A 22,496-nucleotide genomic window follows, 5' to 3' on the forward strand; every position below is an offset into this window, starting at 1 on the left:
TCAGTTCCCTGTCTGCGCGGTGGCCAGGCCGTCGGCCGGGGCACCCTGTCCCTTGAAGAAGCCCAGCATGTCCTGGGCGTTCACGCGGTAATTGAGGTTGCCGCAGTGGCCGCCGCGCGGGTAGAGCGTCAGGCGATCGCCAAAGGTGCGGCGCAGGAAGCCGATATCGCCGGGGCCGAGGATGACGTCGTCGGCGTTGTGCATGACGGCGATCTTCGGGCTCTGCTTCAGGTAGTCCTGCACGCCATACAGGCTGACCTGGTCGACCAGCTGCGGCAGGCTGCCGCCGTCGTACTTGGCGCGCCAGAGCGGCATCAGCTGGTCGGTCATGTAGCACTCGAAGTCGCATTGCATGGCGCGCTTGAAGAACGGCGTCAGGCTGGTGCCTTCGGTGATCGGGTACTTGGGCGGGGTGATCAGGCCGCGGCGGTTGATCAGGTCGGAAGTGAAGGCGATGTCGGCGGAGGAGAAGCGGAACACCGCGCCTATCAGCATGGCCATCTCTTCATTGGAGAGGTGCTGCCTGGACTGCTGCAGGTCGAAGAGGAAGGCGTCGTTGAGGTCGACGTAGCCCTTCTGGTTGAAGTAGCGGGTCAGCTTGGCGAGGATCACCTGGTAGAAGGTGTTGGTGTCGTTGATGCCCTTGACCTGGGTCTGCACCAGCTTGTCGAGGTTGCTCACCGAGGTGTAGAGGTTCACCGGCGGGTTGAGCAGCAACACACGCTTGAAGTTGAAGCTGCGGCGGGTTTCGTCGAGCTTGCTGACAAAGGCTGCGTGCAGCGCGCCCAGGCTGTAGCCGGTCAGGTAGTAGTCGCTGACAGGCAGGTCCGGATGCTGCGCGCGCACCGCCTGCATGACTCTGTACAGGTCGTCGGCATCGTCGGGCGTGTAGCCGGGGGTGGCGACGTGGGAGGCGCCCACCATGAAGTCCCAGCTGGTCGGCGAGGACAGTTGCACCACGTGGTAGCCGGCGCCGTAGAAGAGGCGCTTGAGATACTCCGGCGTCGTGCTGGCGTAGTTGGCGCCGGTGCCGGCGATGATGAACACCAGTGGCGCCTGGTGATCCTGTCTGGCCAGGCGGTAGTGCAGCTTCTTCACCGGCCAGAAGTTGCTCGGCAGCTCGTGCTCGCGCTCCGGGCGCAGGTTGAGCGCGTAGTCGGACTGGCGGATGTCGTCGTCCGCCGGCAGTTGCGGGCGCAATTCCGGCGGGGTGGTGGCGATGGTCGCCTCGAACGGGTTGATCAGCGGGAAGCCGTAGCTGGCCTGATCCACGTCGCGGGCCGCTGCCGGCCCGACGAGGCCCATTGCGAGGCAGCCGATCAGGGCAGCCACGCGGTGCAGAAATGTCATGGTTCGGAGTCCTTTCAATAGGAGGCCAACTCTAGGGTGACCGGCGATTAAGACCAGCACATTTCCGACAAGTGCAACTCGCTTGTCAGCCTTTGCGCGCGAGGTCCCTGAGCGCATCACCGGTTAGACGATAGACGCTCCATTCGTCCTGTGGGCGAGCGCCCAGGCTGCGGTAGAAACCGATGGCCGGTTCGTTCCAGTCCAGCACCGACCATTCCAGGCGTCCGCAATCGCGCTCTACTGCCAGCCGCGCCAGCTCCGTGAGCAGCGCCTTGCCCAGGCCGGCGCCACGCGCGGCGGGGCGCACGTAGAGGTCTTCGAGGTAGATGCCGGGCTGGCTCAGCCAGGTCGAGTAGTTGTGGAAGAACAGGGCGAAACCCTGGGCGGCGCCGTCCACCTCGCCGATCAGTACTTCGGCATAGGGCCGCGGGCCGAACAGGTGCTCATGCATGCGCTGGGCGTCGGCCTTCACTTCGTGGAGCAGTTTCTCGTAGTCGGCCAGTTCGCGGATCAGCTCGAGGATCAGCGGGATATCCTCAGGGGCGGCGGGGCGCAGGGTGACGCGCGGCATGGGTATGTCCTTGTGCTGCGAAATCCGTCGAGCATGCCCGGCGCCCCAGGCCGCTGGCAACCGCTCACTTCAGTAGCGTTCCAGGCTTTCCAGCCAGACCAGCTCGCAGGCGCCGGCGCCGGTGTCCTCGCGGGTCAGCGAACTGACCCAGCGCCAGCCGTCGTCGCCCTCCACACGCACCAGCTTGCCGGACAGGCGCACGTGCTCGCCGGCGCTGACCTGGGCGAGGGTGCGCGCCACGCCGTCGTTGGCCGGGATCATGTGCATGTTGGCGGCGTGGGTTTCCAGCTCCCGGCGGGGGATCGGCAGTTTGTCGGCGTGCCAGTAGAACCAGCGGTTGCCCTGGCTGATACGGATATCGGCGAGTACCCGCGGGTCGTCCATCGGGCCCCAGCCCAGTGCGAGGTCGGTGGGTGACAGCTCGGCCTCGCGGCCCAGGTGGTAATCCTCGCGGCCGAGTACGCGCGCCTCGATGCTGAAATCCTCCAAGGGATAGATGGAGTAGCGCTCGACGCGCATGCCGCCAGCGGACAGTGCCTGGCTGTGCTGCTGCGGTGCGTGGGGGCGCTCGGTCGGCCACAGCCACCAGAAACTGGCGGCCACGCAGACCAGCAGGAACAGGGTCGATCGCTTCATCGAAGGCTCCGTGGGTGGCGGAAGTTTACCCAGGGTTTGGCTGCTCTTGCATCGGCCCCCGCGCTGGTTATGCTGGGCGCCGATTCCCCGCCTGCCCGGAGTAGTGGCGCCATGCCCTGTCGTTTGCCCCTGATCGTTCTGCTGCTTGCCTTGGCGCTCTGGCTGGCCGCCAGCTATGGCGTGCGTTTCGCGCTGATGGAGGATGGCCGCTGGGTCGGCATCTGCGCCGACGAGGCCGCACGCTGGGAGTGCGGTGTGCGCTCGCAATTGGGCTGGGCGATTCATTTCGGCGTGTTCGGCAAGCTGGCGCTGGGGCTTTCGCTGCTGGCTTTCTTCGTACCGCGTCAGGTGGGCTGGTGGCTGGCGGTGCTGGCGATGCTGGTCACGCTGCCGGCGCTGGTGTTGTACAACGCCGGGCTCGCGGTGTTTGCCGTGGTGCTGGCCGGGTTGCGTCTGGTGCGCGCGTCAGCCCGCTGAGTCTCAGACCCTTCGTTCTGCCGGGCGTCGTCCGCGCAGCAGCGCTCCGAGCAGAAGCAGGCTGACCGCTGCCCAGCCCAGTGCCTGAAGATTGCTCAGCCCCTCCAGCGCCAGTTGCGCGGGAATCCCGACGGCGATGATCAGTGCCAGCAGCAGTGCCTCGCGGCGCGGTGCGGCGACCGGCCGGCACAGGTAGACCAGCGCCGGGAACAGCAGTGCCGCGCTGGGGAAGCTGCGGTAGCGCGCGTCGAAGACCATCCCGAGCATCAGCACCGCGCCGGCGAAACCGGCCGCCGCCAGCCATAGTCCGGCGTGGCGCTGCAACCAATCGAACAGCTTCGCGCGCCAGCCTGCCCGAGCCGACAGCGCCAGGCTGATGTGCAGCAGCACCAGCAGATTCAAGCCCACCAGTGCCGCCGACCAGAGCCATTCGCCCCAGAAGCGGCTGGTGATCACCGACAGCTCCAGCCACAGGCCGATGCAGGCGGCGCCGAGTGCGCCCGCCAGCGGCAACAGGAAGGCACTGCGGGTTGAGGCGGGGCGGCCGCCGACCAGCATTCCGGCGAGCAGGATCGCGCCGGAAAGTCCCAGCCACAGCGGCCAGCCTGGCAGGTTGCTGACCGGCCCGGCGAGCACGCCTTTCTCTTCACGGTCGGCGCTGAACAGCCCCCAGTAACCGCCCACCGCGCCTTCGCTCTGGCGCTTCCAGGGCTGGTCGAAGGCTTCGATCAGGTTGTAGCGCCAGCCTTTCTCCTCGGCCATGTGCACGAAACCGCGGATGAAGCGCGCCTCGTTGACCCGGCTGGGCAGGGCGGTTTCGCGTTGGCGACCCTCGCTGGGCCAGCCGGTTTCGCCGATGAGGATGTCCTTTGGCGCGAACTCGCGGCCGAAGTCATCGCGGATCTTCGCCACGTGGGCGAGGGCATCGTCGATGCCGCGAGGGTTGTCTTCCCAGTAGGGCAACAGGTGGATGGTAAGGAAGTCCACCGCCGGGGCGATCTCCGGGTGCTGGTGCCAGAACTCCCATACGTCGGCGTAGGTCACCGGCTGGCGCACCTGAGCCTTCACCTTGTGGATAAGTCCGGCCAGGTAGCGCCCGGTGACTTCCTTGCGCAGCAGGGTTTCGTTGCCGACGATCACCGCCTGAACGACATCCGGATACTCGTTTGCGGCCTTGATCAGCGCCTCGACTTCACGCTCGGTATCCACCGGGTTGGCGTTGACCCAGGCGCCGAGCATCAGCTTCAGGCCGTGCTTGCGCGCCAGCGCCGGGATGCCTTCCAGGCCTGTCATGGAATAGGTGCGCACGCAGTCGAAGCGCGTTGCCAGCAGGGCCAGGTCGGCGTCCATCTGCTCCGGACGCAGGACAAAGGGCTGGTCGAACGGCGACTGGTCCTTGGCGAACGGGCTGTACGACGCGCACTGCAGCTTGTGCGTGGGCGTCGCCGCATCGGGCAGGACGACCGGCTTGCCCAGGCCGTACCAGAGGCCGCCGAGGGCAATCAGGGCAAGCAGCAGGGCGAGAAGGTAAGGCAAAAGCGGAAAGCGCGAGGACTGGGGCATGGGGGCACGCGAACCGTGGCGAGGCGCGCATCTTAGCAACGCCGCTGGCCGCCGTCAGTGCCCGCGCGGGGCGTTCAGGCGTGACGGTGAATCCAGTTGTGCGTCGGCTGGGCCGCGTTGCCCTCGATACGCTTCCAGAACTTCTCGTGGAAGTGGAAGCCCACCGCGTTGCACAGCGGCTCGACGATCGCTACCAGGCCGCCCACGGCGATGCTGCCGGTCAGCGCGTAGGCGACGCTGAAGGCGATGATGAAGTGCATCAGGGTGAAGGTGACGGTCTTGAGCATGGTGGCGATCCTACAGGCGGAGAATGATTCTCCGTTACTGGAAGACTACTGCGGGGGAACCCTGTCGGGTAATCGAGCCTCTGTATGGAGGCGATAGGCCGGCACCCGCGTCGTGGATGGAATTGCGCAGTCGTGGATGGACGGGTTCTGTCGTGGATCGGACCGTTTGGCGTCGTTCTCAGAGCAGTTCGCCAGCAGCGGGCGCCGATCATGAAAGGGCGGCCAAGACCGCGAATGGCGCCGGGCCTGCCCGGACGCCGCAACGAAAAATCACGGGGAGAAAACCATGTCTATGATGCGACGCCTGTTGGGCCTGGGCGCAGGGCTGGTGCTGTCGGCGGCTGCCGGGCTGGCCGCTGCGGCGGCCAAGCCGGAAATCACCATCGGTTACGTGGACGGCTGGTCGGACAGCGTGGCGACCACCCACGTCGCCGCCGAGATCATGCGCGAGAAGCTCGGCTACCAGGTCAAGCTGATGCCGGTGGCCGCCGGGATCATGTGGCAGGGCGTGGCGCGCGGCAAGCTCGACGCCATGCTCTCGGCCTGGCTGCCGGTCACCCACGGTGCCTACTACGAGAAGATGAAGGACAAGGTCACCAACCTGGGCGTGAACTACCCGGGCGCGAAGATCGGCCTGATCGTGCCCGAGTATGTGAAAGCCAACAGCATCGAAGACCTCAAGGCGCAAAAGGATGACTTCGGCGGCCGCATCGTCGGCATCGACGCCGGCGCCGGGGTGATGCTCAAGACCGACCAGGCGATCAAGGACTACGGTCTGGACTACAAGCTGGTGGCCAGTTCCGGCAGCGGCATGATCGCCGAGCTGACCCGCGCGGAGAACGACAAGAAGGCCATCGCCGTCACCGGCTGGATTCCGCACTGGATGTTTGCCAAGTGGAAGCTGAAGTTCCTCGAAGACCCGAAAAAGGTCTACGGCGAAGAGGAGCATGTCGACAGCGTCGCCAACCCGGCGCTGGAGAAGAAGGCGCCGGAAGTCTGGGCCTTCCTGAAGAAATTCCAGTGGAAGGACGGCCAGGAAATCGGCGAAGTCATGCTGGCCGTGCAGAACGGCGAGAAGCCGGAAGTGGCCGCGAAGAAATGGGTCGAGGCGCATCCGGATCGCGTGAAGGAATGGCTGTGATCGCTTAGAACCCAGCCACGCGCGATACAGAAAAATCCCCCGCGAACCGTCTGGTTCGCGGGGGATTTTTTTATGCAGAGGCGTCTATTCCGGGCTTGTTCGCAAGAGAGGGCAAATCGCTACGACTAAAGTCGTCTGGAGTGCTTGCAGCGGACACATAAATTAGGGATCGACGACATCCGCGTCATCCCCGCTGTGAGGACAAGAACAAAATGAACGACAGCATCTACCAGCGGATTGATACCAATCCGCGCTTCAAAGAGTTGGTGGCCAAGCGCGAGCGATTCGCCTGGCTGCTCTCCCTGATCATGTTGGGCCTGTACGTGGTCTTCATCCTGCTCATCGCCTTCCAGCCGCAGTTGCTGGGTACGAAGATCAGCGCCGATTCGTCCGTCACCTGGGGCATCCCCATGGGCGTCGGGCTGATCCTCTCGGCCTTCGTGCTCACCGGCATCTACGTGCGCCGGGCGAACGGTGAATTCGACCGCCTCAACCAGGAAATCCTCAAGGAGGCCCAGCAATGAAAGGCCGAATTTCTGCCCTCGCTCTGGCCGGCCTTTTACCCGCGCTCTGGGCCCCCGCACTCTGGGCTGACGCCCTCACCGGCGAAGTACAGCGCCAGCCGCTGAACGTCTCCGCCATCGTCATGTTCGTCGCTTTCGTTGGCCTGACCCTGTGCATCACCTACTGGGCCTCCAAGCGCAGCAAGTCCGCCGCCGACTTCTACACCGCTGGCGGCAGCATCACTGGCTTCCAGAATGGCCTGGCGATCGCCGGCGACTACATGTCCGCCGCCTCTTTCCTGGGCATTTCCGCACTGGTATTCACCTCCGGCTACGACGGCCTGATCTATTCCATCGGCTTCCTCGTCGGCTGGCCGATCATCCTCTTCCTGATCGCCGAACGCCTGCGCAACCTGGGCAAGTACACCTTCGCCGACGTGGCGTCCTACCGCCTCAAGCAGAAGGACATCCGTACCCTGTCCGCCTGCGGTTCGCTGGTGGTCGTGGCCTTCTACCTGATCGCGCAGATGGTCGGCGCCGGCAAGCTGATCGAACTGCTGTTCGGCCTGAACTACCACGTCGCCGTGGTCCTGGTCGGCATCCTGATGGTGCTCTACGTGCTGTTCGGCGGCATGCTCGCCACCACCTGGGTACAGATCATCAAGGCCGTGCTGCTGCTCTCGGGCGCCACCTTCATGGCGATCATGGTGCTCAAGCACGTCAACTTCGACATCAGCACCCTGTTCTCCGAAGCCATCAAGGTTCACCCGAAAGGCGAGGGCATCATGAGCCCCGGCGGCCTGGTGAAAGACCCGATCTCGGCCTTCTCCCTGGGCTTCGCGCTGATGTTCGGCACCGCCGGCCTGCCGCACATCCTGATGCGCTTCTTCACCGTCAGTGACGCCAAGGAAGCCCGCAAGTCGGTGTTCTTCGCTACCGGCTTCATCGGCTACTTCTACATCCTGACCTTCATCATCGGCTTCGGCGCGATCCTGCTGGTCAGCACCAACCCGGACTTCAAGGACGCCACCGGCGCCCTGCTGGGCGGCAACAACATGGCCGCCGTGCACCTGGCCGACGCCGTGGGTGGCAGCTTGTTCCTCGGCTTCATCTCCGCCGTGGCCTTCGCCACCATCCTCGCGGTGGTTGCCGGCCTGACCCTGGCCGGTGCCTCGGCGGTGTCCCACGACCTGTACGCCAGCGTGCTCAAAGGCGGCAAGGCCAACGAGAAGGATGAACTGCGCGTGTCGAAGATCACCACCATCTGCCTCGGCGTGGTGGCCATCGTTCTCGGCATCCTGTTCGAGAAGCAGAACATCGCCTTCATGGTCGGCCTGGCCTTCTCCATCGCTGCCAGCTGCAACTTCCCGGTACTGCTGCTCTCCATGTACTGGAAGAAGCTGACCACCCGTGGCGCGAAGATCGGCGGCTGGCTCGGCCTGATCACCGCGGTGACTCTGATGATCCTCGGCCCGACCATCTGGGTGCAGATCCTCGGCCACGAGAAAGCCATCTACCCGTACGAGTACCCGGCGCTGTTCTCCATGGCCGTGGCCTTCATCGGTATCTGGTTCTTCTCCATCACCGACAAGTCCGCCGCTGCCGACGAGGAGCGTGCACGCTTCTTCCCGCAATTCATTCGCTCGCAGACCGGCCTGGGTGCCACTGGCGCCGTTGCCCACTGATCGCTTGAGCTAACCTGCCGGGGCCGGAGGTGGAGACACCTCCGGCCCTGCTTTTTTGACAGGGATGGATAACGGATGTCCGACGATTTCAATTTCGCCTCGCCGCCCTTCGACCAGCTCCGTCCGCTGGAGCGCGAGCAGCTGCGCGACGCGCTGAGCGTGGGCTATTACACGGTCGACGAAGTGCTGCTCGAAGCCGGTGCGCCGGTGCCCTGCCTGTTCGTCCTGATGAAGGGCGTGATCGAGGAGCGCGGCGAGGACGGCAAGCTGTTTGCCCAGTACGCTGGCGAGGACCTGTTCGACGTGCGCGGGCTGTTCTCCGGCAGCAGCAAGCACCGCTACCAGGCGGTGGAAGAGAGCATCGTCTACGAACTGCCGGCATCGGTGTTCCACCAGCTGTGCGCGGACAACCCGCAGTTCGCCCGCTTCTTCCGTGCCGACCTGGCCAGCAAACGGCAGCTGGAGCGGCGAGAAGGGCAGAACCTGGCCGAGTTCATCCTCACCCGCATTGCCTCCGAGCATTTGTTGCCGGCCATCGAAGTCGAACCCACGCTGCCGCTGGGCGATGCCGCACGACTGCAGCTGAGCCAGGGCGCGGATGCACTGCTGGTGCGCGAGGACGGCGCACTGGGCATCGTCACCCGCACCGACCTGATGACCGCGCACTTTCGTGATGGCTTCAGCGAGGCGCAGCCCATCGGCCCATTGGCGCATCGGCCGTTGAGCCATGTCGAGCTGGGCGACTTCCTCTTCGACGCGATGATCCTCATGACCCGCCGGCGCATCGAGCGCGTGGCGGTGTGCGAGGAGGGCAGGGTGGTCGGCCTGCTGCACCTGACCCAGGTACTCAGCCTGTTTTCCACCCATTCCCATGTGCTGGCGCTGCGCATTGCCCGCGCCGAAAGCGAGGCCGAATTGCGCGCTGCAGCGGAAACCCTGCACACGCTGATCGCCACGCTGGCGGGCAACGGCATTCGCCTGCGCTTCATCATGCAACTGGTCAGTGCACTCAACGAGCAACTGCTCGAGCGTCTGTTCGAGCTGCAGGTGCCACCGGTATTGCGCGGCCGCTGTTGCCTGCTGGTGATGGGCAGCGAAGGGCGTGCCGAGCAACTGCTGAAGACCGATCAGGACAATGCGCTGATCCTCGACGACGGCCTGCCGGTGGAGCAGGGCCTGTTATTGATGCAGCGCTTTTCCGCGGCGCTGCTGGAGTTCGGTTATCCACCGTGCCCTGGTGGCGTGATGGCCAGCCGGCCGGAGTGGTGCAGGCCATTGTCGGAGTGGCAGCGCGAACTGCGCGAGCTGCCACTGCAAGGTCGCCCGGAACAGCTGATGCGCCTGTCGATCCTCGCCGATGCCTGGCCGGTGGCGGGCAACCGGCGGCTGTTCGATGGCTTGCGCGAATGCCTGGATGCGCTGGCCGGCGACAGCGGCCGCTGGATGAGCGACCTGGCCCTGCCGGCCTTGCAGTTCGATACACCGCTGACCTTCCTCGGCCAACTGAAAACCCAGGACGCGCACCTGGACGTGAAGCGCGGCGGCATCTTTCCCATCGTCCACGGCGCCCGCGTGCTGGCCGTGCGCGAAGGTCTGGAGGAGCGCGGCACGCTGGGCCGGCTCGCCACCCTGAAAACCCTTGGCGTGCTGGATGAGTCGCTGGTGGACAACCTGGTCGAGTCCTTCGAGCTGTTCCTCCAGCTGCGCCTGCGCCAGCAACTGGCCGGGCAACGTGATGGTCGCGAACAAGGGCTCGACGTTTCCCGCCTGAGTCGCCACGAGCGCGACCTGTTGCGCTTCGGCTTGCACACGGTGAAGAAGTTCAAGCAGAGCCTGACCCGCCAATTCCACCTGGAGACCCGATGAACGCCTGTGTCGCTGCACCCGATCCGCACTGGTCCGCCTGGCGCCGCCGCCTCTATTGGTGGCAGCACGATCCGGCAGAGGCGGAGGAGCTGGTGTCGCTGGACCTGGAAACCACCAGCCTCGATCCGCGCAAGGCCGACATCCTCAGCATCGGCGCCGTGCTGATCCGCCGTGGCAAGCTGATCCTCGGCGAGCGCCTGGAGCTGCTGGTAGAGCCGCCGCCATCGTTGGACGGCGAGTCGATCCGCATCCACAAGCTGCGCCGCGCCGACCTCGAAGGCCAGCTGCCACTGGTGGAGGCGCTGCGCCGGGTGCAGGAGTTCGTCGGCGAACGGCCGTTGCTGGGCTACTACCTGTCCTTCGATGTCGCCGTGCTGCGCCGACACCTGCGCGAGCAACTCGGCGCGCGGCTGGACAACCCCCGCGTCGAGGTCTCCGAGATCTATCACCGCAAGATGAGCCGGCGTTTCCCCGACCTGCACCTGGACCTGCGTTTCGACACCCTGGCACGCAATCTGGAAATCCCTGTCGAAGGTCGCCACACCGCCATCGGTGATGCGCGCACCGCCGCATTGATGTTCCTGCGCCTGCGCAAGGGATCGCTGCCCCGTGACCTGAGTTGATCCTGTGCCTGCAGATTCTTTGAATCTTCCGCGCACCCACCCAGTCGGAATCTACAAGCGCTGGCCAATCGCAACACCGCGAGCCATCGCCCCTCGTCGACTGAAAGAGGAGAGACGATATGGGACTCGGGACCATTCTTTTGATCATCCTGATCTTGATACTGATCGGTGGCCTGCCGGTCTTCCCCCACTCGCGCAACTGGGGTTACGGCCCCTCGGGCGTCATCGGTGTGGTACTGGTCGTGCTGTTGGTGCTGTTGCTGCTCGGACGCATCTGACTGGGCGCTGGCAAGAGCATCGCGGATGAATCCGCTCCTACGAATTGCACTGCATTATCCCTCTGCGTAGGAGCGGACTCCGTCCGCGATCACTCCACCCTCGCTCTGACGCGTATCCGCTTTCCCCGCCTGCGTCACCGCGCCGATACGCCACAGGGTGATTCGTCGCACAGCCCTTGGCGGGTGCCTGTACTAACATACTGGGCCTTTGCCATCAGGGAGTCGTAGGGATGCTGGGCGTTGTACTGGTTGTGCTGGGCGTGGTGTGGTTGCTCGTCCAGTGCGGGCTGGGCCTGCCGCCGCTGGCCGAAGCCATGACCCTGGACCCGGTGGTCGACCCGGACCGTTATTGGCAGTTTGCCTTCCTCGGCCCGGCCCTTCCCGTGGCGCTGGGTATCTTCATGCTGCGCTACCGCATCCGCGGCCTCGCCCAGCTCAAACGCGAGCGCATCAACTGCGCTGCCCACCTGCTCGTCTCCGCCGGTATCGCCCTGGTGCTGGGCAAGCTCTGCGTGCTCCTCCAGGCCTGACCCTGCACCCCGCTAAGCGCTAGTGCGCCGGCGGTTTGCCAGGGGCATTCAGCGGCCTGATTTCACCGCTGGTAGCCGAAAGCCTTGGTTACACTTCGGGCCACAATCGTCGACTCGAACGTTGTCGATCACCCGTCCCGAACAAGACAAGAAAAGGCAGACCTCCCCTATGCAAAATCGCATCATGATTACCGGCGCCGGTTCCGGCCTCGGACGCGAAATCGCCCTGCGCTGGGCCCGCGAGGGCTGGAAGCTGGCGCTGGCCGACGTCAACGAAGCAGGCCTGCAGGAAACCCTGAAACTGGTACGCGAGGCCGGCGGTGAGGGCTTCACCCAGCGCTGCGACGTGCGCGACTACAGCCAGCTGACCCAGCTGGCGCAGTCCTGTGAAGAGAAATTCGGTGGCATCGATATCATCGTCAACAACGCCGGTGTCGCTTCCGGCGGCTTCTTCAGCGAACTGTCGCTGGAAGACTGGGACTGGCAGATCTCGATCAACCTGATGGGCGTGGTCAAGGGCTGCAAGGCGTTCCTGCCGCTGCTGGAAAAGAGCAAGGGGCGGATCATCAACATCGCCTCCATGGCGGCGCTGATGCAGGGCCCGGCGATGAGCAACTACAACGTGGCCAAGGCCGGTGTGGTGGCGCTCTCGGAAAGCCTGCTGGCCGACCTCAGCCTGGTGGATGTGAAGGTCCACGTGGTTTGCCCGTCGTTCTTCCAGACCAACCTGCTGGACTCCTTCCGTGGCCCGAGCCCGGAGATGAAGACCCAGGTCGGCAAGCTGCTGGAAAGCTCGCCCATCAGCGCCGCCGATATCGCCGACTACATCCACCAGGAAGTCGGCCGCGACGTCTTCATGATCCTGCCCCACGAGCAGGGCCGCATGGCCTGGCAGATCAAGCAGCAGAACCCGCAGGCGATCTACGACGAAATGGCGAAGATGGCCGAGAAGATGCAGGCCAAGCGCCGCAGTCTTTCGTAATCGCAAGGCTTTTTCGCCCCCTTTCGGTGCAATGAAAGACAGGGCTTGCCCAGGCCGGTGCAAAGGTTTAGTTTTAATCACCGGCCTGCCTGGCTGATGTACGTTGGACCCCGGTGAAAGCCCCGCTCATTTCGCGGGGCTTTTGCTTTTTCGGGCTACTGCGCAGCTGTGGGGATTCGCGCTTTGCGGGACGTCAGGCCTGTGTTAGAAGGCTCCGGTGTCATTGAAGGAAGAACCCGCTTGCACTCCGAATCCATCGTCTATGGCTGCATCCGCGACTGGCCCGGCGACTCGATGGAGCGCCGCCTGCGCCGCGCCGCCAACCGCAAGGTGCTCGACAGCCTGCCCATGGGCGAAGCCTGGCCGTTCCTCGGCCGCGAAATGTTCAGCCGCTGCGAGACCGAAGGCGCGGGCCTGTACCAGTCCCAGGTGATCCACTTCGGCGCCAGCTACCAGACCATTGAGTACGAGTGGAAGCTCTGGGTCGAACAGTTCGAAGCCCTGCTGCGCCGGCTCTACTGGGCCAGCGCGGTGGTGCACCTGGAAACCGAAGTCAACGGCAGCCACACCTTCCGCTGGGAGTCCGAGAACGGCTTCCACAGCCCGCGCGAGGGCGAGCTGAAAGTGCGCTGCGCCTGGGAACGCGAGGGCGGCCTGCGCGGCTGAGCTCTCCGGCTGGAGATTCCCAGCCGCCAACTCTCCAAGGCCCAGGCTCCTGAAGGCCGAGGCTGCTAAAGGAAAGACCGCCGTGATCAACTACCTCTGGTTCGTCCTCGCCGCCTTCTGCGAGATTGCTGGCTGCTACGCCTTCTACCTCTGGCTGCGCCTGGACAAGAGCGCGCTGTGGATCATCCCCGGACTGCTCAGCCTGACGCTCTTCGCCCTGCTGCTCACTCGCGTCGAGGCGAACTATGCCGGGCGCGCCTATGCCGCGTATGGCGGCATCTACGTCGCCGCCTCGCTGTTCTGGCTGGCTTTCGTGGAGAAGAGTCGCCCGCTGTGGAGCGACTGGGTCGGCGTGGCGCTCTGCGTGATCGGCGCCAGCGTGGTACTGCTCGGGCCTCGCCTCGCGCCCTGAGGCGAGTGAGTACTTAATCGCGGATAACGCCACTGGCGGTTTCCGCCCTGCATATGAAAGGGACCGGTACCTGTAGGAGCGAGCTTGCTCGCGAACAGAGTAGCCAGTTGCGCCTGAGTTGCCGGCGAACGCCAGGTTCGCGAGCAATAACGATGGCGCCCCCTCGCTCCTACGAAAAACGCTCCGGTCTATCAGCTGAGCTTCATCGTAGGATGGGTGGAGCTTGCGATACCCATGCTGTGAGGGCGCGCAATCGATGGGTATCGCTGCGCTCCACACCATCCTACGGGGTGTTCATCCTGTGCGGTGGGCGTGAGGTGTTTCTGAGCGGGTGCTTCAGTCCTCCAGCCACTCCTTCGGCGCTTCGCTTTTCAGCATCAGCTGGCACTGCTGGCTTTCCGGGTCGAAGACGATCACCGCCTCGCCGCGCTTGAGTGCATGGCGTGCGCGCTCCACGCGCACGTCCAGCGGCGTGTCGTCGCCGTTGTCGGTGCCTTCGCGGGTGACGAAGTCTTCCAGCAGGTTGTTGAGGGTGTCGGCTTCGATGAGCTCAAAGGGAATCAGCATGGCGGGGTACTCGAAATCGCAGCGCGGGATTGTAGTCCCGTGCTGCGACCAGCGCAGCTTCAGTCGTCAGTCCTTGTTCTTCTCGGAGCCGTCGCCGTTATCGATCAGGTCGTCCACCGGCGGCACATGGGTGGTGCTTTCCATGTGCACCGGATGCTCCAGTTGCTTGCTGAAACGCTCCAGCGTGCCTTCGCTGGGTTCGGCGTCGCTGTCGAACACCGGTGGGCTGAGCATGTAGGCGGTGAGCAGTTTCGCCAGCGCGGACAAGCTGTCGATGTGGGTGCGCTCGTAGCCATGGGTGGCATCGCAGCCGAAGGCCAGCAGCGCGGTACGGATGTCGTGGCCGGCGGTGATCGCCGACTGCGCATCGCTGTGGTAGTAACGGAACAGGTCCCGGCGCACCGCGACCTCATGGCGCTCGCCCAGGCGCAGCAGGTGTCGGGACAGATGGAAGTCGTACGGCCCGCCGGAATCCTGCAAGGCGACGCTGACGGCGTGCTCGCTGGAGTTCTGCCCCTCGGCCACCGGCGCAATGTCGATGCCGACGAATTCGCTGACGTCCCAGGGCAGCGCGCCGGCCGCGCCCGAGCCGATTTCCTCGGTGATGGTGAACAGCGGGTGACAGTCGATCGGCGGTACCTGGCCGCTTTCCACGATGGCTTTGAGCGCGGCCAGCAGCGCCGCGACGCCGGCCTTGTCGTCGAGGTGGCGGGCGCTGATATGGCCGCTCTCGGTGAACTCGGGCAGCGGATCGAAGGCGACGAAATCACCGATGGCCACGCCGATCGATTCGCTGTCGGCGCGGCTGGCGGTGTAGGTGTCCAGGCGCAGTTCGACATGGTCCCAGCTGATCGGCAGGGTATCCACGGCGGTATTGAACGCATGCCCCGAGGCCAGCAGCGGCAGCACGCTGCCACGGAACACGCCGTTCTCGCAGAACACCGTGACCCGGCTGCCCTCGGCGAAGCGACTCGACCAGCAGCCCACCGGCGCCAGGGCCAGGCGGCCATTGGGCTTGACCTCGCGGACGATCGCGCCAATGGTGTCCAGGTGCGCCGAGACGGCACGGTCCGGGCTCTTGCGCCGGCCCAGCAGGGTCGCGCGGATAGTCCCGCGGCGGGTCATCTCGAAGGGTACGCCGATCTCCTCCAGCCGCTCGGCGACGTAGCGCACGATGGTGTCGGTGAAGCCGGTGGGGCTGGGGATGGCGAGCATTTCCAGCAGCACGCGCTGCAGGTAGTTCAGGTCCGGTTGTGGCAATGGGGTCATGCCGGGGCCTCCACGTTGGGGTGTGGCTGGTCACGGTTGTCGCGATGCAGCAGCTCGCGGCTCAGCGGGAAGAGCAGGTCGACGAAGCGCTCGGCGGTGGGCTGTGGCTCGTGGTTGGCCAGGCCCGGGCGTTCGTTGGCTTCGATGATCACGTAGTCCGCCTGGTCGGCCTCGGTGACCAGCAGATCGAGGCCGGTGACCGGAATCTCCAGCACCCGCGCCGCGCGAATGGCGGCGTCGGCCAGCGCCGGATGCAGGCGCTCGGTGACGTCTTCCAGGGTGCCGCCGGTATGCAGGTTGGCGGTGCGGCGTACGGCCAGGCGCTGGCCGCTGGGCAACACGTCGTCGTAGCTGAAACCGGCGGCAGCCAGGGTGCGCTCGGTCTCGCCGTCCAGCGGAATGCGGCTTTCGCCACCGGTCGCGGCCTGGCGCCGGCGGCTCTGCGCCTCGATCAGTTTGCGGATGCTGTGCCGGCCGTCGCCGATCACCTCGGCAGGGCGGCGGATGGCGGCGGCCACCACTTCGTAGCCGATCACCACGATGCGCAGATCATTGCCGGGGTGGTAGCTCTCGAGGATGACGCGGGTGTCGAACTGCTTCGCGTGGGCGATGGCGCTCTCCACTTCTTCCGGCGTGCGCAGGTCCACGGCGACGCCCTGGCCCTGTTCGCCGTCCACCGGCTTGACCACCAGCGCGCGGTGTTCTTCGAGGAATGCGGCATTGTCTTCAGCGCTTCCGGCCAGGCGCTGCTGCGGCTGGCGCAGGCCGGCACGGTCGAGGGCGCGATGGGTGAGGGTCTTGTCCTGGCACAGGCTCATGCTCACGGCGCTGGTGAGGTCGCACAGCGACTCGCGGCAGCGGATGCGCCGGCCACCCTGGGTGAGGGTGAAGAGCCCGGCATCGGCGTCCTGTACCTGGACCTCGATACCGCGGCGATGGGATTCGTCGACGATGATCTTCGCATAGGGATTGAGGCCCTTTTCCGGCCCCGGCCCGAGGAACAGCGACTGGTTGATGCCGTTCTTGCACTTGATGGCGAAGGTCGGCAATTCCCGGAAGCGCAGCTTGCGGTACAGCGACTTGGCCTGCTGGTTGCCGTGCAGCACCGACAGGTCCAGGTAGGCCAGCCCGCGGCTCATGAAGTGTTCGATCAGGTGGCGCACCAGCGCTTCGCCGACGCCGGGCCGGCTCGACTGCGGGTCCACCGCCAGGCACCAGAGGCTGGAGCCGCCTTCGGGGTCGCGGAAGGCCTTGGCGTGATTGATGCCCATGACGGTGCCGATCACCGTGCCGGTCTCGGCGTCTTCCGCCAGCCAGTAGGCCGGGCCGCCCTGGTGGCGCGGCGTGACGTTGGACGGGTCGACCGGCAGCATGCCGCGCGACAGGTACAGGCGGTTGATCGCCGTCCAGTCGTCGTCGCTGTGCACGCGGCGGATGCGGAAGCCGCGGAACGGCCGGCGCGCCGGGCGGTAGTCGGTGAACCACAGGCGCAGCGCGTCGGATGGATCGAGGAAGAGTTGCTGCGGGGCGTGGGACAGCACCTGCTGTGGTGCCGCGACGTAGAGGGCAATGTCGCGCTCGCCGGGTTGTTCGTTGAGCAGTTCGGCGGCCAGCTTCTCCGGGCTGGAGAAGGTATGGCCGATCAGCAGGCGCCCCCAGCCGCATTGCAGGATCAGCGGGCCGTGGCTTTCCGCGTGGTCGCCGGCGAAGCGCGCCTGCAGGCGCTCGTAGGTTGGTGTCTGGCCACGCAGCAATCGCTGGTTGTGGGGATGGGGCAGGTTGGAATGGGGTTTCATCTTGCGCTCCCTGATAAGCATCTGTCCTGGGCTGTGGGGAAGGCGACGCCACACGCGGCGCCGCCTGGCTCTAGAGGCCTTGTTCCGTCAGCCAGAGATTGAGGGCCGCCAACTGCCACAACTTGGAACCGCGCAGCGGAGTGAGGTCGCTCGCCGGGTCGCTGAGCAGGCGGTCGAACATCGCCGTCTCGAACAGTCCACGGTCCTGGCTCGGGTCCAGAAGCAGCTCGCTGACCCAGGCGCGGGTATTGCCTTGCAGGTGTTTCAGGCCCGGTACCGGGAAGTAACCCTTGGGCCGGTCGATCACCTCGCTGGGAATGACCTTGCGCGCGGCAGCCTTGAGTACCTGCTTGCCGCCATCGCCGAGCTTGAAGCGCGACGGAATCCGCGCCGACAGTTCCGCAACGCGGTAGTCGAGGAACGGCACGCGGGCCTCCAGGCCCCAGGCCATGGTCATGTTGTCGACGCGCTTGACCGGGTCGTCCACCAGCATGATGGTGCTGTCCAGGCGCAGTGCCTTGTCCACCGGGTCTTCCGCGCCGGGCTGGGCGAAGTGCTCGCGGACGAACTCGCTGGCCACGTCCTCGACTCGCAGCGCTTCGCGCACGGTGTCCAGGTACTCGCCATGGGTTCGATCGAAGAAGGCCGCGCGGTACGCCTGCAGCGGGTCCTTCGCGCCGGCCACTTTCGGGTACCAGTGGTAGCCGGCGAACAGCTCGTCGGCGCCCTGGCCGCTCTGCACCACCTTGCAGTGCTTCGAGACTTCCCGCGAGAGCAGGTAGAAGGCGATGCAGTCGTGGCTGACCATCGGCTCGCTCATGGCGCGGAAAGCCGCCGGCAGCTGCGCGATGACCTCGTTCTCGTCGATGCGCAACTGGTGGTGGCGGGTGCCATAGCGTTTCGCGATCAGGTCCGAGTACTGGAATTCGTCGCCGCGTTCGCCGCCGGCATCCTCGAAGCCGATGGAGAAGGTCAGCAGGTCCTCGACGCCGGCTTCGTGCAGCAGGCCGACCAGCAGGCTGGAATCCACCCCGCCGGAGAGCAGCACGCCGACTTCGCGGGCGGCGCGCTGGCGCACGCTCACGGCGTCGCGCAGGCTGCTCAGCAGGCGGTCTTCCCAATCGCCCAGGGTCAGCTCGCGCTCGTCCGGCAGCGGGCCGTAGTCCAGGGTCCACCAGCGCTGGCGCTCGGTGTGGCCATCGGCGTCGATGGTCATCCAGGTGGCCGGCGGCAGCTTCTGCACCTCGGCCAGCAGGGTGCGCGGAGCGGGCACCACGGCGTGGAAGTTCAGGTAGTGGTTGAGCGCCACCGGGTCCAGCGCCGGGTCGATGTCGCCGCCCTTGAGCAGCGCCGGCAGGCTGGAGGCGAAGCGCAGGCGCTTGCCGGTCTGCGACAGGTACAGCGGCTTGATGCCGAGGCGGTCGCGGGCGATGAACAGGCGCCGTTTGTCGCGTTCCCAGATGGCGAAGGCGAACATGCCATTGAGGCGTGGCAATAGTTGTTCACCCCAGGCGTGGTATCCCTTCAGAAGTACTTCGGTGTCGCCTCCGGAAAAGAAGCGGTACCCAAGGGCTTCCAGCTCGCCGCGCAGTTCGGGGTAGTTGTAGATTGCCCCGTTGAACACCAGCGACAGGCCCAGGGAGGTGTCGATCATCGGCTGACCGGAAGCTTCGGCCAGGTCCATGATCTTCAGTCGCCGGTGCCCCAGGGCCACTGGCCCTTCGCTGTGGAAGCCCCATGCATCGGGACCTCGCGGGGCGAGGTGATGGGTGATGCGTTCGACTGCGGCAAGATCCGCAGCCTGGTTATCGAAACGTAGTTCTCCTGCTAGTCCGCACATGTCCTTACCGGATCTCCGTTGGGGATGAAGTGGGTGGCGCCTCATGGACGTCTTAGGGGATGACCCGTCGATCTGGCGAGAGTTCTATTTGATTTCATTGAGGAAATGTGACGGAACAGCAGGTGGACTGAGATGGCCGACAGCAAGACTTCGATGCGCAACGCCCACGCACTCTCCATGCTGCAGGCCCTGAGACGGCTGCAGCAGGCGGCAGAAGTGCACTCCAAGAGCCTGGGCCGCGATGGCGAACTGACGCCGCTGCAACTGCTGATCCTGCAGGTCGTGGAGCTGGAGGGCGAAATTACCGCTGGTCAGTTGGCACGCCAGGTGGCGTTGTCGCAGTCGTCCATTTCCAGTGCGCTGACGCGCCTGGAAAGCAAAGGGCTGCTCACCCGTCGACGTGACGAGGACGACCGGCGCAAGCAGTGGCTGAGCCTCGAGGTCGTCGGGCGCAGGGCGCTTCGGGATGGGCCGACGCTGCTGCCAGAACATGCCCTTGAGCGCTTCGCCGGGCTGCCGGAGTGGGAGCAGCACGCCATCCTCGCCGGCCTGCTGCGCGCCGCCGAGCTGTTCGAGACGCCGGGCTCCGGCGCCGAGGAAGAAGAGTTCTGAGCCTCAGCTCATCAGCTTCTGTGCGGCCAGCGACAGACTGACTGCCACCAGCATCAGCGCGAACAGGCGCTGCAAGGTCGCGCCACCCAGGCGCACGGCCAGGCGGTTGCCGAACAGTACGCCGAGCGCGCCGCCCGCCGCCAGGCACGCCAGCAAGGGCAGTGGTGGCTGTGCGTGGGTCAGATAGAGCAGGAATCCACCGCCGGACACCAGCGCGATCACCGCCATGGACGTCGCGGTTGCCGCCATCATCGACAGCGGCGTGAACCACAGCAGCCCTGGCACGATCAGGAAGCCGCCGCCTACACCCATCAGGCCGGAGAGCATGCCCACCGCCAGCCCGACGCCCAGCAACGGTCCATTGCGCGTCGGCTTGTCGCAGACGCGCGGCTGGCTGGAGCCCTGCCACATGCGCCAGGCCGACCACAGCACCAGCAGGCAGAAGCCGACGATCAGCCAGGCGTCCGGGATGAACTTGCCCAGCCACTGGCCGGCGGCGTTGCCCGGCCAGCCGGTGATGACCAGCCAGAACAGCGGTTTCCACGCCACCTGGCCCTGCCTCGCACGTGGCACCGCGCCAATCGCCGCCGACAGCGCGACGGCGCCGAGGCTGACGCCGATGGCGTCGTGCAGTGGCAGGTGCAGGCTGAGCAGCAGGGGCAGGGCCACCAGCGAGCCGCCGGCGCCGGTCAGGCCGAGCAGGAGCCCGAGGATCAGGCCGATGGCGGAGGATTCAAGCAGCAGTGCATCCATGTCGGTGGTCCGCTCTGGAAGCTGGCGCGGCCCGTCGCTGGGCCGTGCGGTGATCAGGCGTTCTTCTGGCCGCGCACGACATCGCGGAGGAAGAAACGGTTCGGGTGGCAGGCCTCGGCCACGGCGCGTGGCAGGGGGAGCGGTTCGTCATCGATCCACGCCGCCAGCAGCTCTCCGGCCAGCGGTGCGGTAACCAGCCCACGGGAGCCATGGGCGCTGTTCAGGTACAGGCCATCGAGCCAGGGGCAGGGCGTATCCGGTACCTGGCGCGCATCCTTGCCCAGTACAGCGTAGGCGCTGGCGAAGGCTTCGCGGTCTGCCAGCGGGCCCACCAGTGGCAGATAGTCGGGGGTGGTGCAGCGGAAGGCGGCGCGGCCCTGCAATGTGGCCGGGTCGAGCCTGGGAATGTGCAGGCGCTCGCTCAGGTCTGTGGATATCTGGGCCAGCAGATCGAGGTTGCCCAGGTGTTCTTCCAATGATGGCTCAGTGTCGTCTCGTTTGAATTCGAAACTGGCGCCCAGGGTGTGCTCGCCGTGGCGGGGCGGGGCGACGTAGCCTTCGGCGCAGACCACGGTGCTCAGCGCCGCGCTGTCGGCGGTGGCCGGCACGCGGGTGATCTGCCCGCGGATGCGTTTCATCGGCAGTGTCTCGGCCCCCGCAAAACGACGCACTTCGGCGGCGGTGGCGAGGATCGCGACAGGCGCGCTGGCGAGTCTGTCGTCGCCGCTCCAGGCGCTCCAGCCCTCGGCTTCGCGTTGCAGGCGGACTTCCGCGCCGGTCAGCACGCGGATGTTCGGATGCTGCGCCAGGTGCCGGCACAACGCCGGGGGATGTACCCAGCCGCCTTCGGGATAGAACAGCCCTCCGGCGGGCAAGCCGATACCGGCAACAGCTTCGGCCTCGGCCTTGCCCAGCAGGCGCAGCAGTGTGTCCGGGAAGGCTTCGGCAAGCTTCGCCTGGCGTCCGGCCTCGGCCTCGTCGAAGCCCAGTTGCAGCACGCCGCAGTCGGACCATTCCGCGCCTTTCTGCAGACGCTGGATCAGCCGCCGGGTATGCCCGAAGCCGCTGACGATCAGCCGCGACAGCGCCGTGCCGTGGGCGGACAGCTTGAGATAGAGCACGCCCTGGGGATTGCCCGAGGCTTCCTCGGCAAGGCCCGCGTGACGCTCGATCAGCGTCACCTGCCAGCCGCGCGCGGCGAGGCTGGCGGCGCTGGCGCAACCGGCCATGCCGCCGCCGATCACCAGTGCCGCGCGTGGCCCGTCTGGGCGGGCGGGGCGGCTGTACCAGGGTTTGCCGGCTGGCGGCTGGACGCCGATGAACTCGCCCTGGGACATCTCCCATTTCTTGCCGAAGCCCAGGGTGCGGCGAATCTTGAAGCCGGCCGCGCCCAGTCCGCGGCGCACGAAGCCGGCGCTGGTGAAGGTCGCGATGGTCGTGCCCGGCGCCGAAAGGCGGGCGAGTTGGGCGTACAGGGTGTCATTCCACATCTGCGGGTTCTTCGCCGGGGAGAAGCCGTCGAGGAACCAGGCGTCGATGCGTGCGTCCAGTTCGGGCAGGGTGTCGAGCACGTCGCCCACCAGCAGCGTCAGCACCACGCGGCCGCTGGCGAAGACGAAGCGCTGGAAGCCTGGGTTGATCGCGACGTACTGCTCCAGCAACTGCGTCGACAGGTGCGCCAGCTCCGGCCAGAGGGCGAAGGCGCGGCGCAGGTCGTCAGGCGCCACCGGGTATTTCTCGGTGGTGACGAAGTGCAGTCGCGCATCGGCCGGAGCTTGTTCCTCGAACAATTGCCAGGCGCAGAGGAAGTTCAGCCCGGTGCCGAAGCCCGTCTCGCCGATGCACAGGCGCCCGCCCGCCGGCATTGCGGCGAAGCGTTCGCCCAGGCGATTGCCGTCGATGAACACATGGTGCGTCTCGGCGATGCCGGAATCGCGGGAGAAGTACACATCGCCATAGACGCGCGAAGTGGGCTGGCCGTTTTCGTCCCAGTCGATCTGGGCGCTGCTGATGTCTGGCATGAAGGGAGGCGGGCAGTGAAACGAAGGCCGCAGTTTAGCCGATCCGTACCGAGGACAGGCTGCGTCAC

General features: G+C 65.9%; 23 protein-coding genes. 12 read left to right on the forward strand and 11 right to left on the reverse strand.

Features of this window, described 5'->3' with window-relative positions:
- The 3 genes from N5C91_RS04065 to N5C91_RS04075 form a co-directional block, all read right to left on the reverse strand.
- On the reverse strand, positions 1-1,350 hold the full coding sequence (locus tag N5C91_RS04065) for a serine/threonine protein kinase (protein WP_236171510.1): 1,350 nt from the start codon (positions 1,348-1,350) through the stop codon (positions 1-3).
- Positions 1,351-1,435: 85 nt separating this feature from the next.
- Complete coding sequence (locus N5C91_RS04070) at positions 1,436-1,921, reverse strand: GNAT family N-acetyltransferase (protein WP_236171509.1); 486 nt, start codon at positions 1,919-1,921, stop codon at positions 1,436-1,438.
- Between the two features lie 69 nt (positions 1,922-1,990).
- Positions 1,991-2,557 carry a hypothetical protein gene (locus tag N5C91_RS04075; RefSeq protein WP_236171508.1) on the reverse strand — a complete coding sequence of 189 codons (567 nt, stop codon included), beginning with the start codon at positions 2,555-2,557 and terminating at the stop codon, positions 1,991-1,993.
- 111 nt (positions 2,558-2,668) lie between these two features.
- Here N5C91_RS04075 and N5C91_RS04080 point away from each other — a divergent pair, with 111 nt between their 5' ends.
- Positions 2,669-3,034, forward strand: coding sequence for a hypothetical protein (locus tag N5C91_RS04080; protein WP_279828058.1), 366 nt, complete (start codon positions 2,669-2,671; stop codon positions 3,032-3,034).
- Between the two features lie 3 nt (positions 3,035-3,037).
- Here the strand turns inward: N5C91_RS04080 and N5C91_RS04085 are convergent, their stop codons facing one another.
- Positions 3,038-4,597 carry a beta (1-6) glucans synthase gene (locus N5C91_RS04085; RefSeq protein ID WP_279828059.1) on the reverse strand — a complete coding sequence of 520 codons (1,560 nt, stop codon included), beginning with the start codon at positions 4,595-4,597 and terminating at the stop codon, positions 3,038-3,040.
- Positions 4,598-4,671: 74 nt separating this feature from the next.
- Positions 4,672-4,884, reverse strand: a complete 213-nt coding sequence (locus tag N5C91_RS04090; RefSeq protein WP_236171505.1) for a DUF2061 domain-containing protein — start codon at positions 4,882-4,884, stop codon at positions 4,672-4,674.
- Between the two features lie 286 nt (positions 4,885-5,170).
- On the opposite strand from N5C91_RS04090, the gene N5C91_RS04095 reads away from it, so the two are divergent.
- The 10 genes from N5C91_RS04095 (at position 5,171) to N5C91_RS04140 (ending at position 13,570) form a co-directional block, all read left to right on the forward strand.
- Positions 5,171-6,025 carry a glycine betaine ABC transporter substrate-binding protein gene (locus tag N5C91_RS04095; RefSeq protein WP_236201704.1) on the forward strand — a complete coding sequence of 285 codons (855 nt, stop codon included), beginning with the start codon at positions 5,171-5,173 and terminating at the stop codon, positions 6,023-6,025.
- A 212-nt stretch (positions 6,026-6,237) separates the two neighbouring features.
- On the forward strand, positions 6,238-6,549 hold the full coding sequence (locus tag N5C91_RS04100; RefSeq protein WP_279828060.1) for a DUF485 domain-containing protein: 312 nt from the start codon (positions 6,238-6,240) through the stop codon (positions 6,547-6,549).
- Positions 6,546-8,213, forward strand: a complete 1,668-nt coding sequence (locus N5C91_RS04105; protein WP_279828061.1) for a cation acetate symporter — start codon at positions 6,546-6,548, stop codon at positions 8,211-8,213. Before N5C91_RS04100 ends, N5C91_RS04105 begins: the two co-directional genes overlap by 4 nt.
- A gap of 75 nt (positions 8,214-8,288) precedes the next feature.
- Positions 8,289-10,079, forward strand: a complete 1,791-nt coding sequence (locus tag N5C91_RS04110; RefSeq protein ID WP_279828062.1) for a DUF294 nucleotidyltransferase-like domain-containing protein — start codon at positions 8,289-8,291, stop codon at positions 10,077-10,079.
- Positions 10,076-10,702 (forward strand): 3'-5' exonuclease, encoded by a 627-nt coding sequence (locus N5C91_RS04115; RefSeq protein WP_279828063.1) that lies wholly within the window; start codon positions 10,076-10,078, stop codon positions 10,700-10,702. Before N5C91_RS04110 ends, N5C91_RS04115 begins: the two co-directional genes overlap by 4 nt.
- 119 nt (positions 10,703-10,821) lie before the next feature.
- Positions 10,822-10,980, forward strand: coding sequence for a DUF3309 family protein (locus N5C91_RS04120; RefSeq protein WP_279828064.1), 159 nt, complete (start codon positions 10,822-10,824; stop codon positions 10,978-10,980).
- Between the two features lie 230 nt (positions 10,981-11,210).
- On the forward strand, positions 11,211-11,510 hold the full coding sequence (locus tag N5C91_RS04125; RefSeq protein WP_236171500.1) for a hypothetical protein: 300 nt from the start codon (positions 11,211-11,213) through the stop codon (positions 11,508-11,510).
- 169 nt (positions 11,511-11,679) lie between these two features.
- Positions 11,680-12,492: an SDR family oxidoreductase gene (locus tag N5C91_RS04130; protein WP_236171499.1), complete on the forward strand. Its 813-nt coding sequence runs from the start codon at positions 11,680-11,682 to the stop codon at positions 12,490-12,492.
- Positions 12,493-12,732: 240 nt separating this feature from the next.
- Positions 12,733-13,158, forward strand: a complete 426-nt coding sequence (locus N5C91_RS04135; RefSeq protein ID WP_017522014.1) for a hypothetical protein — start codon at positions 12,733-12,735, stop codon at positions 13,156-13,158.
- Between the two features lie 82 nt (positions 13,159-13,240).
- Positions 13,241-13,570 carry a YnfA family protein gene (locus N5C91_RS04140; protein ID WP_279828065.1) on the forward strand — a complete coding sequence of 110 codons (330 nt, stop codon included), beginning with the start codon at positions 13,241-13,243 and terminating at the stop codon, positions 13,568-13,570.
- 336 nt (positions 13,571-13,906) lie between these two features.
- On the opposite strand, the gene N5C91_RS04145 is transcribed toward N5C91_RS04140, so the two are convergent.
- The 4 genes from N5C91_RS04145 to N5C91_RS04160 form a co-directional block, all read right to left on the reverse strand.
- A complete protein-coding gene (locus tag N5C91_RS04145) occupies positions 13,907-14,137 on the reverse strand; it encodes a YheU family protein (protein WP_236171498.1) in 231 nt (76 codons plus the stop codon).
- Positions 14,138-14,203: 66 nt separating this feature from the next.
- Complete coding sequence (locus N5C91_RS04150) at positions 14,204-15,406, reverse strand: osmoprotectant NAGGN system M42 family peptidase (protein ID WP_279828066.1); 1,203 nt, start codon at positions 15,404-15,406, stop codon at positions 14,204-14,206.
- Positions 15,403-17,202 (reverse strand): N-acetylglutaminylglutamine synthetase, encoded by a 1,800-nt coding sequence (ngg, locus tag N5C91_RS04155; RefSeq protein ID WP_279828067.1) that lies wholly within the window; start codon positions 17,200-17,202, stop codon positions 15,403-15,405. The genes N5C91_RS04150 and ngg overlap by 4 nt, the downstream gene beginning before the upstream one ends.
- A 70-nt stretch (positions 17,203-17,272) precedes the next feature.
- Positions 17,273-19,042 (reverse strand): N-acetylglutaminylglutamine amidotransferase, encoded by a 1,770-nt coding sequence (locus N5C91_RS04160; RefSeq protein ID WP_279828068.1) that lies wholly within the window; start codon positions 19,040-19,042, stop codon positions 17,273-17,275.
- A 132-nt stretch (positions 19,043-19,174) separates the two neighbouring features.
- On the opposite strand from N5C91_RS04160, the gene N5C91_RS04165 reads away from it, so the two are divergent.
- Entirely contained in the window at positions 19,175-19,654 is a 480-nt protein-coding gene (locus N5C91_RS04165) for a MarR family winged helix-turn-helix transcriptional regulator (RefSeq protein ID WP_236171494.1), read from the forward strand.
- 3 nt (positions 19,655-19,657) lie between these two features.
- On the opposite strand, the gene N5C91_RS04170 is transcribed toward N5C91_RS04165, so the two are convergent.
- Both N5C91_RS04170 and mnmC read right to left on the reverse strand, forming a co-directional pair.
- Positions 19,658-20,407, reverse strand: a complete 750-nt coding sequence (locus tag N5C91_RS04170; RefSeq protein ID WP_236201712.1) for a sulfite exporter TauE/SafE family protein — start codon at positions 20,405-20,407, stop codon at positions 19,658-19,660.
- Positions 20,408-20,460: 53 nt separating this feature from the next.
- Entirely contained in the window at positions 20,461-22,428 is a 1,968-nt protein-coding gene (gene mnmC, locus N5C91_RS04175) for a bifunctional tRNA (5-methylaminomethyl-2-thiouridine)(34)-methyltransferase MnmD/FAD-dependent 5-carboxymethylaminomethyl-2-thiouridine(34) oxidoreductase MnmC (RefSeq protein WP_279828069.1), read from the reverse strand.
- Between the last annotated feature and the right edge of the window lie 68 nt (positions 22,429-22,496).

Source organism: Pseudomonas sp. GD03903, from assembly GCF_029840045.1.
GTDB classification, from domain to species: domain Bacteria; phylum Pseudomonadota; class Gammaproteobacteria; order Pseudomonadales; family Pseudomonadaceae; genus Pseudomonas; species Pseudomonas pseudonitroreducens.

What these genes read in the sequence shown, in the direction of transcription:
- N5C91_RS04065 (WP_236171510.1), bottom strand. Translation starts at nt 1,350, where the DNA reads ATGACATTTCTGCACCGCGTGGCTGCCCTGATCGGCTGCCTCGCAATG.
- N5C91_RS04070 (WP_236171509.1), bottom strand. Translation starts at nt 1,921, where the DNA reads ATGCCGCGCGTCACCCTGCGCCCCGCCGCCCCTGAGGATATCCCGCTG.
- N5C91_RS04075 (WP_236171508.1), bottom strand. Translation starts at nt 2,557, where the DNA reads ATGAAGCGATCGACCCTGTTCCTGCTGGTCTGCGTGGCCGCCAGTTTC.
- N5C91_RS04080 (WP_279828058.1), top strand. Translation starts at nt 2,669, where the DNA reads ATGCCCTGTCGTTTGCCCCTGATCGTTCTGCTGCTTGCCTTGGCGCTC.
- N5C91_RS04085 (WP_279828059.1), bottom strand. Translation starts at nt 4,597, where the DNA reads ATGCCCCAGTCCTCGCGCTTTCCGCTTTTGCCTTACCTTCTCGCCCTG.
- N5C91_RS04090 (WP_236171505.1), bottom strand. Translation starts at nt 4,884, where the DNA reads ATGCTCAAGACCGTCACCTTCACCCTGATGCACTTCATCATCGCCTTC.
- N5C91_RS04095 (WP_236201704.1), top strand. Translation starts at nt 5,171, where the DNA reads ATGTCTATGATGCGACGCCTGTTGGGCCTGGGCGCAGGGCTGGTGCTG.
- N5C91_RS04100 (WP_279828060.1), top strand. Translation starts at nt 6,238, where the DNA reads ATGAACGACAGCATCTACCAGCGGATTGATACCAATCCGCGCTTCAAA.
- N5C91_RS04105 (WP_279828061.1), top strand. Translation starts at nt 6,546, where the DNA reads ATGAAAGGCCGAATTTCTGCCCTCGCTCTGGCCGGCCTTTTACCCGCG.
- N5C91_RS04110 (WP_279828062.1), top strand. Translation starts at nt 8,289, where the DNA reads ATGTCCGACGATTTCAATTTCGCCTCGCCGCCCTTCGACCAGCTCCGT.
- N5C91_RS04115 (WP_279828063.1), top strand. Translation starts at nt 10,076, where the DNA reads ATGAACGCCTGTGTCGCTGCACCCGATCCGCACTGGTCCGCCTGGCGC.
- N5C91_RS04120 (WP_279828064.1), top strand. Translation starts at nt 10,822, where the DNA reads ATGGGACTCGGGACCATTCTTTTGATCATCCTGATCTTGATACTGATC.
- N5C91_RS04125 (WP_236171500.1), top strand. Translation starts at nt 11,211, where the DNA reads ATGCTGGGCGTTGTACTGGTTGTGCTGGGCGTGGTGTGGTTGCTCGTC.
- N5C91_RS04130 (WP_236171499.1), top strand. Translation starts at nt 11,680, where the DNA reads ATGCAAAATCGCATCATGATTACCGGCGCCGGTTCCGGCCTCGGACGC.
- N5C91_RS04145 (WP_236171498.1), bottom strand. Translation starts at nt 14,137, where the DNA reads ATGCTGATTCCCTTTGAGCTCATCGAAGCCGACACCCTCAACAACCTG.
- N5C91_RS04150 (WP_279828066.1), bottom strand. Translation starts at nt 15,406, where the DNA reads ATGACCCCATTGCCACAACCGGACCTGAACTACCTGCAGCGCGTGCTG.
- ngg (WP_279828067.1), bottom strand. Translation starts at nt 17,202, where the DNA reads ATGAAACCCCATTCCAACCTGCCCCATCCCCACAACCAGCGATTGCTG.
- N5C91_RS04160 (WP_279828068.1), bottom strand. Translation starts at nt 19,042, where the DNA reads ATGTGCGGACTAGCAGGAGAACTACGTTTCGATAACCAGGCTGCGGAT.
- N5C91_RS04165 (WP_236171494.1), top strand. Translation starts at nt 19,175, where the DNA reads ATGGCCGACAGCAAGACTTCGATGCGCAACGCCCACGCACTCTCCATG.
- N5C91_RS04170 (WP_236201712.1), bottom strand. Translation starts at nt 20,407, where the DNA reads ATGGATGCACTGCTGCTTGAATCCTCCGCCATCGGCCTGATCCTCGGG.
- mnmC (WP_279828069.1), bottom strand. Translation starts at nt 22,428, where the DNA reads ATGCCAGACATCAGCAGCGCCCAGATCGACTGGGACGAAAACGGCCAG.